General features: G+C 72.4%; 4 protein-coding genes and 1 pseudogene. 4 read left to right on the forward strand and 1 reads right to left on the reverse strand.

Going from position 1 to position 7,830, the window contains the following annotated elements; all coding sequences use genetic code 11:
- Window positions 1-351: 351 nt before the first annotated feature.
- Both AADR41_RS27290 and AADR41_RS27295 read left to right on the forward strand, forming a co-directional pair.
- A pseudogene (locus tag AADR41_RS27290) lies at window positions 352-708 on the forward strand (glycosyltransferase family 2 protein); the annotation flags it as partial.
- Window positions 709-768: 60 nt separating this feature from the next.
- A complete protein-coding gene (locus tag AADR41_RS27295; RefSeq protein WP_342284054.1) occupies window positions 769-1,134 on the forward strand; it encodes a VOC family protein in 366 nt (121 codons plus the stop codon).
- On the opposite strand, the gene AADR41_RS27300 is transcribed toward AADR41_RS27295, so the two are convergent.
- Entirely contained in the window at window positions 1,112-1,987 is an 876-nt protein-coding gene (locus tag AADR41_RS27300; protein WP_446751114.1) for a metallophosphoesterase family protein, read from the reverse strand. The two genes, AADR41_RS27295 and AADR41_RS27300, sit on opposite strands and share 23 nt — an antisense overlap.
- A gap of 285 nt (window positions 1,988-2,272) precedes the next feature.
- On the opposite strand from AADR41_RS27300, the gene AADR41_RS27305 reads away from it, so the two are divergent.
- Together AADR41_RS27305 and AADR41_RS27310 are read left to right on the forward strand one after the other, a co-directional pair.
- Window positions 2,273-4,789: a SpoIIE family protein phosphatase gene (locus AADR41_RS27305; RefSeq protein WP_342284055.1), complete on the forward strand. Its 2,517-nt coding sequence runs from the start codon at window positions 2,273-2,275 to the stop codon at window positions 4,787-4,789.
- 525 nt (window positions 4,790-5,314) lie between these two features.
- Entirely contained in the window at window positions 5,315-7,756 is a 2,442-nt protein-coding gene (locus tag AADR41_RS27310; protein ID WP_342284056.1) for a polysaccharide lyase 8 family protein, read from the forward strand.
- The last annotated feature ends 74 nt before the right edge of the window (window positions 7,757-7,830 follow it).

Below are 7,830 nucleotides of genomic sequence, written 5' to 3' on the forward strand. Positions count from 1 at the left end.
CTTGGCGCTGTAGGCCGCGTCTCGTGGACTTCGCCGGTTGTTGGTCGCGTAGCTCCACATCTTCGCTGAGACCGGTGGCGGGCCGCCTGCTACCGGGTGTGGGACTGGTCCGGCCGATCAAGGACACTTTCGGTGTTGCCTCGCGCCAGTCGGCGGGCCACCCTGTCGCGCTGTCGTAGGCCCAGCCTTCTGGCGACAGTGGCTGCTTCGGCAAATCAGGCCGGTCTCGACCGTGACGCTCATTTGACGCGGGTAAACGTCGCGCGATGTCGCCCTTCTCCGCCTCCCATACGTGCCTGTGACGTGTCATCCCACGTCAAGCCGCATGTGTAGCGCTCCGTGGGAGGAGAACACGAGGAGACGGACCTGTCCTGGCGGGCGCTCGACGCGGGCTGGAAGATCCTCTACGAGCCCGATCTGCTGCTCCAGCACCCCAGGACCTCCCCGGCCAGGCACTCCGTCTACTACCGGATGACGGCCCGCAACCGGGTCTGGCTGGCCCGCCGGAACCTTCCCCTCCCCCTGGTCCCCGCCTACCTGGGCACCTGGACCCTGCTCACCGTGGCCCGCACCCGGTCGGCGACGGGGCTGCGCGCCTGGGCCGGCGGCTTCGCCGAGGGCGTCCGTACCCCGTGCGGGCGAAGGCAGCCGATGCGGTGGCGCACGGTGTGGCAGATGACGAAACTGGGACGGCCGCCGGTCATCTGACCCGCGTCGGGTCAACCGGTGCCGGGCGGCAAGGAGCCAGTCCCGCGACAGGAGTTGCCGATGTCCGTCCGCAGAGTCGTCCCCAACATCCGTACCACCGCTGGGCCCACCGCCGAAGGGATGGAGCGGACCGCGGAGTTCTACGGCCGGCTGGGCCTGCGGGAGGTCATGAACCACGGCTGGATCATGACGCTCGCCTCCGCGTCCGACCCCACGGCCCAGCTCAGCGTCATGGGGCCCGACGCGACCGCCCCGGTCACGCCAGACCTGAGCATCGAGGTGGAGGACGTGGACGCGGTGCACGCAGCCATGCGGGAGAGCGGCGCGGAGATCGTCTACCCGCTGCGCGACGAGGAATGGGGCGTACGCCGCTTCTTCGTCCGCGACCCGAACGGTCAGGTCGTCAACGTGCTGGGCCATCGCTGACGGGCCCCTGCCCGGTGGCGTCGTGCGCGTCGGCGCCGCCCCGGCCGTCGTACGGAAGGATCCGCCGCAGCAGGCCCCTGGGGTGGCCGCGCTTGCGCCACTCCCTCGGGTATCCGATCGAGACCTCCTCGAAGCGCACCCCGTCGTACCAGGTCGTCCGGGGTATGTGCAGATGTCCGTAGACCACCGCCGCCACGTTGAACCGCCGGTGCCAGTCGGCGGTGAGCCCGGTACCGCACCACTGGGCGAACTCGGGGTACCACAGGACGTCCATCGGTTCCCGCACCAGTGGCCAGTGGCCGGCGATGACCAGCGGGATCCCCGGATCGTGCGCCGCCAGGCGCTCCTGCGTCCGGGCCACCCGCGCCCGGCACCAGGCGTCGCGGCTCGGGTACGGGTCCGGGTGCAGCAGGAACTCGTCGGTGCACACCACCCCCGTCCGGTGCGCGTACGCCAGGGACTCCTCCTTGGTCGTCGTGCCCGGCGCCCGGAAGCTGTAGTCGTACAGCAGGAACACCGGAGCGACGGCCACCGGACCGTCGGGGCCGGGCCACAGCGGGTACGGGTCCTCCGGAGTGTCCACCCCCAGGCTCCGGCAGAGCTCGACCAGGTGCTCGTACCGCTCCTGGCCCCGCAGTCGGACCGGATCGTGCTCGGGCGTCCACAACTCGTGGTTCCCCGGGGCCCAGACGACCCGTGAGAACCGGTCCGCGAGCAGCCGCAGCGCCCACTCCACGTCCGCGATCCGCTCGGCGACATCACCGGCGACGATCAGCCAGTCCTCGTCCGTACCGGGCCGCAACGACTCGACGAGGGGACGGTTCTCCGCCATGCCCACGTGGAGGTCGCTCACCGCCAGCAGAGAACCGCGGCTTCCATCGGTGCGATCGGACAAAATGCTGAACCTTCCCGCGGAGTGACTGAGCGGAGGACCGAACGGAGGACTGAACGGAGGGCCGAACGAAATAGTGCCCCACCACGGACCGGTCCATGAGTCCCGTCCGCAACCCGTCCGGCCGGGCGCGCCCGGGCGGACGGCCGCCGGGACTGGCGGCCGACGCCCGCGGAGGGATGATGGAGACGTCCGTGGACCCGGCGCGGGACCGTCGGCAGGCGGTGAGAGGGAGCTGAGCACGAGGTGGACCGCAAGACCCTTCCGGGCACCCCCGGGCACAGCGGGCTCCCGTTCGCGGACAGCGCGGCCGGGGCCCTGCTCGATGCGGACGGGGTGGTCATCGGCTGGACGCCCGCGGCGCAGGAGCTCCTCTCGCTCCCCGCCGACCGTGTCTGCGGCCGGCCCGCCCGGAAGCTGCTCGCGGATCCGGCCGGACTGCCCGGACCGCCGGGCGGGCGGCCGGTGGGCGGCTGGTCGGGCGAGGCGGTGGTGCGTACCGGCCGGGGCGAGGCGCTGACCGTCGTCTTCCAGGTCTTCCCGCTGGCGGGGCCCGAGAACGGTGCCGGAGCCGAGGGGGCCGGGGGCCCGGCCCGGTACTTCGTGCTCGGGGCGCCCGCCGGGAAGGTCGCCCGGTGGCAGCAGGACCAGGCGTTCACCCGGGAACTCTTCCTCCAGGACCGGCTGGGTCTCGCCGTGTTCGACGCGGAGCTGCGGCTGGTCAGGACCAACACCCATCTGCTGCCGTACACCGGCCTCCCGCCCGACCTGCGCAACCGGCGCCTGGGGGACTTCCTCCAGGAAGCGGACGCGGCGGCGATCGAGCGGCGGCTGCGCGAGGTGCTGCGGACCGGCCGGCCGCTGATCCTGGCGGAGGACACCGTACGGACCATCGAGGATCCGGGCGGCGGGGTGGTGATGGCCGTCTCGGCGTTCCGGCTCCAGGCACCGGACGGGCAGGTCTTCGGCGTCACCGCGCTGTTCACGGACGTCACCGAGCAGCGCCGTTCCGACGAGCGCCTGGCGATCCTGCATCACGCCACCGCGGCCGTCGGCGGATCGCTGTCCGTCACCGGCACCGGTGAGGAGCTGGCCGCCGTACTGGTGCCCGGACTGGCCGACCTCGCCGTGGTGGAGATCGCGCCGGCGGTGTTCACGGGCGAGGAACCGGCTCCCGGCGAGGACGGCACGGTGCCGCTCCGGCGGACCGCGGCGGCCGGGGAGCGGGCCGAGGAGGTGCCGACCGGCACCGTGGTCCCGGCCGATGCCGGCTCCGCCCCGTCCCTCGGCGGCTCCCCCTCGTCGATGACCGCCCCGCTGCGGGCCCGGGGCAGCTTCCTGGGCCGGGTGACCGTACGGCGCGGCCCCGACCGGCCCGACTACGCACCGGCCGACCTGGACCTCCTGTGCGAGATCGCCGCCCGCGCGGCCCTCGCCCTGGACAACGCCCGCCGCTACACCCGGGAACACCGGGCCGCCGTCGGCCTGCAACGCAGTCTGCTGCCGCCCGCACAGGCCGAGACCGTCGCCGTGACCACCTCCGGCTTCTATCTGCCGGCCGACACCGCAACCGGCGTCGGCGGCGACTGGTTCGACGTGATCCCGCTGTCCTCCGCGCGGGTCGCCCTGGTCGCCGGGGACGTGGTCGGCCACGGACTGGGAGCCACCGCCACCATGGGGCGGCTTCGTACCGCCGTCCGCACCCTCGCCGACCTCGATCTGGAGCCGGACGAGCTGATGGTCCACCTCGACGACCTGGTCTCCCAGCTCCGCGACGAACCCGGCCAGCACGACGGAACCGACCAGCACGACGGGCCCGACCAGCACGACGAACCCAGCCGGCACGACGAACCCGGCCGGCACGACGGGCCCGACCGGCACGACGGGCCCGATCGGCCCAGCCCCGTCACCCGGCCGGACGAAGACCGGGAAACCGGCGGTCTCCGGTCCGACCCGGTCGGCGCCACCTGCCTGTACGCCGTCTACGACCCGGTCGCCCGGCGCTGCGCGATGGTCTCCGCCGGACACCCCCCGCCCGCCGTCGTGGATCCGGACGGAACCGTCTCGTACGTGCCCCTCAATCCCGGACCGCCGCTGGGCGTCAACGGTCTGCCCTTCGAGGTGACCGAGGTGGAACTGGCGCCCGGCAGCCTGCTCGCGCTCTACACCGACGGGCTGATCGAGGGACGCGACAGCGACCTCGACGAGGGCATGGCGGAGCTGAGCCGTCGGCTGGCCCGCCCCGGCGCCACCACCGCCCCGTTGCGCGAGCTCGGCAAGGAGATCATCTCCGCCCGGCCCGCGCATCAACTCGCCGACGACGTGACCCTGTTGCTCGCCCGCACCCATGCGGTACCGGCCGGCAACACGGCCGTCTGGCCGGTGGCCGCCGACCCGGCCGCCGTCGCCCGGCTCAGGCAGGACGCGGCACAGCAGCTGCGCGCCTGGGGGCTGGAGGAGCTCGTCTTCACCACCGAGCTGGTGTTGAGCGAGCTGGCCACCAACGCCATCCGGCACGCCGGCGGCCCGGTCGAGGTTCGGCTGATCCGCGCGGGTCAGCTGACCTGCGAGGTCTCCGACCCCAGCGCCACCCAGCCCCGCATGCGCCGGGCCCTGCTCACGGACGAGGGCGGCCGCGGCCTGTATCTGGTCGCGCAGCTCACCACGCGCTGGGGCAGCCGTTACACCCGGCGCGGCAAGACGATCTGGGCCGAGCAGCCGATCCCGGACGCGCCGGAGGAGCCCGGCACGCGGAACGGCTGATCCGTCCGCAGGCCCGGTTCGGGCCGCCGCTCCGGTGACGGGATGCCGCCTTCGCGACGGTTCGCCGCCCCGATGACAGGACGCCGCCTTCACGACGGTCCGCCGCCCCGGTGACAGGACGCCGTCTTCACGACGGTCCGCCGCCCCGGTAAAGGTTCGTCACCTTCGTAGAGGTTCGCCACTTCGGTAACGGTTCATCACCTTCACGATCACCTGCCGCCTTGGTAACGGTTCATCACCTTCTCAACGGTTCGCCGCCCCCGGACCCGCCCACCGCCCTCCGCAACCGCTCGCCGTCTCCGTGGCGTCGAACCGAACTCCCGTACACCGGCGGCCGGTTACCGGCACCCGGCCATGCCCCGCCCACCGGTCGTCCGCCACCGGCACGGACGGCCCCGGGCGCACCCGCTCCCGGCGGGCCCGACAGCGACCCGGGCGACCCCTTGAGTCCCCCGACGCCCCCATGTTAGAAAACGCTTACCACGCTGGCATTCCTGCACTGGCTCACTCTCCCCCGGAGCTTCGATGACAACTGCCTGGTCCCGTCGTGCACTGCTGGCCACGGGCGGCGGTGCGGCGCTCGCCCTCGGTCTCCCGACCGCCGCGTCCGCCTCCGGCCCCGCCGCCCTCCCGGCTTCCGCCGCCTCCACCACCGCTGCCGACGCCGCCGACGAGTTTGCCGCCCTCCGTGCGAAGTGGCGCGATCTGTACCTGGGAACCGGCTTCAGCCCGACCGCCGAGCCCTTCAAGTCCAAGCTCGCCGACCTCGGTACCCAGGCAAGCGGTTTCCGTTCCACGATGGCGCCGGCACGCGGCTCCGTCTGGCCGGACCTGGTCCATCTCGACCCCGACCCGGACACCGACACCGAGTCGTTCGGCTTCTCCGCCAACATGAACACCAGTTACAACCGGCTGCGCACCATGGCGGAGGCGTACTCCCAGCCCGGCACCGGGCTCACCGGCGACACCGGCCTCAGGGACGCGGTCATCACCGGCCTCGACCACCTGTACGCCGATGTCTTCAACGAGTCGACGGCCCGTTACGGGAACTGGTGGAACTGGCAGATCGGCGCGCCGCAGGCCCTCATGGACACCTGCGTGCTGCTGTACGACGCCCTGTCGGACGCCCAACGTGCCAACTACTGCAATGCCGTGGACAAGTTCCTGCCCGACTCCGCCGTCGGCTCGTACACCGGCACCAGCACCGGCGCCAACCGCGTCGACCTGTGCCGCGGCATGATCCTGCGCGGCATCGTCGGCGCCAGTACCGCCAAGATCGCGCTCGCGGTCGCCGCGCTCTCGCCGGTCTTCCCGTACGTCACGACCGGCGACGGCTTCTACCCGGACGGCTCGTTCGTCCAGCACACCTCCATCCCGTACATCGGTGGTTACGGCGCGGTCCTCAACGACGGTCTCGGCAGGCTCTTCGCCCTGCTGCGCGGCTCGACCTGGGAGATCACCGATCCGGGCAGCCGGCAGTTCCTCGACACGATCGACGCGGCCATCGCCCCGTTCATCTACGACGGCCTGATGATGGACAACGTCTCCGGCCGCGGAATCACCCGCGTCGGCTCCAGCGACCACACCCGCGCCCACGGCGTGATGGCCTCCATCGTGCTGCTCGGCATGGGCGCCGGCCCCGAGGAGAACGCCCGCTGGCGCGCCATGGTCAAGGGCTGGCTGCAGCGCGACCACTACGCCCCCGCCCTCAGGGCCGGGTCGCTGAGCCTGGTCAACACCGCTCGGTTGCAGGCCCTGTTGGACGACTCGGCCGTCACCGCGTCCCCGGAGCCGTCCGCGCACCGGGTCTTCCACAACATGGACCGGGCCACCCACCGCCGCCGCGGCTGGGGCGCCGGTCTCTCGATGGCCTCCGAGCGGATCGCGCACTACGAGTTCGGCAACGGGGAGAACAAGCGCGGCTGGCACACCGGCGCGGGCTGGCTGCAGTGGTGGGGCGACGGCACGGGTCTCGATCAGTACTCGGACGCGTACTGGCCGACCGTCGACCCGTACCGGCTGCCCGGCACCACCGTCTCCCGGAAGAAGCTCGCCGACGGGGAGGGCGGCGCCTGGGCCAACCCGAAGCCGGGCACGAAGTGGGTCGGCGGCACCGGCGACGGCGAGTTCGGCACCACCGGCCAGCACCTCCAGGGCCTGGCGAGCACGATGCACGCCCGCAAGTCGTGGTTCTGGCTCGACGACTGCGTGGTCTGTCTCGGCTCCGGCATCACCTCCGCCGACGGCGCGGGCGTCGAGACGGTCGTCGACAACCGCTGCCTCGGCACGAGCGGCACACCGCGGCTGCTGCTCGACGGCAGGGCCCAGCCCACCACCCAGGGCTGGACCACCACCCGCCGGACCACCTGGGCCCACCTCGACGGGCACGCCGGCTACGTCTTCCCCGGCGGCACCGAACTGCGTGCACTGCGCGAGGAACGCACCGGCGCCTGGAAGGACATCAACGACGGCGGGACCGGCACGGCCGAGACCCGCCGCTACATGACCCTGTGGCAGGACCACGGCACCGACCCGGCGGACAGTTCCTACGCCTACATCATGCTGCCGGGCGCGAGCAGCAAGCGCACCGCCGCCCGCGCCGCGGACACCGGCTGGCTGCGGATCCTCGCCAATGACGCCGGACGCACCGGCATCAGCGTTCCCTCCCTCGGCTTCACCGGCATCAACTTCTGGGCGGCGGGCACGGCGGGCAAGGTCACGGCGAGCGCCCCGGTCTGCGTACAGATCCACGAGAAGCGCGACGGCACCGCCACGATCAGTGTCTCCGACCCGTCCCGCACCGTCACTGGCCTGACCCTCACCTGGCAGCGGCACGTCAAGTCGGTGCTGTCCAAGGCGGAGAGCGTCACCGGTGTCCGGACCGGTTCGGCGGTGACCACCGTGACCTTCGGTGACCTGAGCAAGAGCCGGGGCGCCACGCACACCGTGCGCGTCCGGGTGCGTTGACCGCCCGGAGACATCCAGAAAAGCCGACCGTCCAAAAACGCCGGTCCCGGGTCGCCCGGCATGCCCCTCGGGCA

This window comes from Streptomyces sp. CLV115 (genome assembly GCF_038448545.1).
In the GTDB taxonomy this organism is placed as follows: Bacteria; Actinomycetota; Actinomycetes; order Streptomycetales; family Streptomycetaceae; genus Streptomyces; species Streptomyces sanglieri.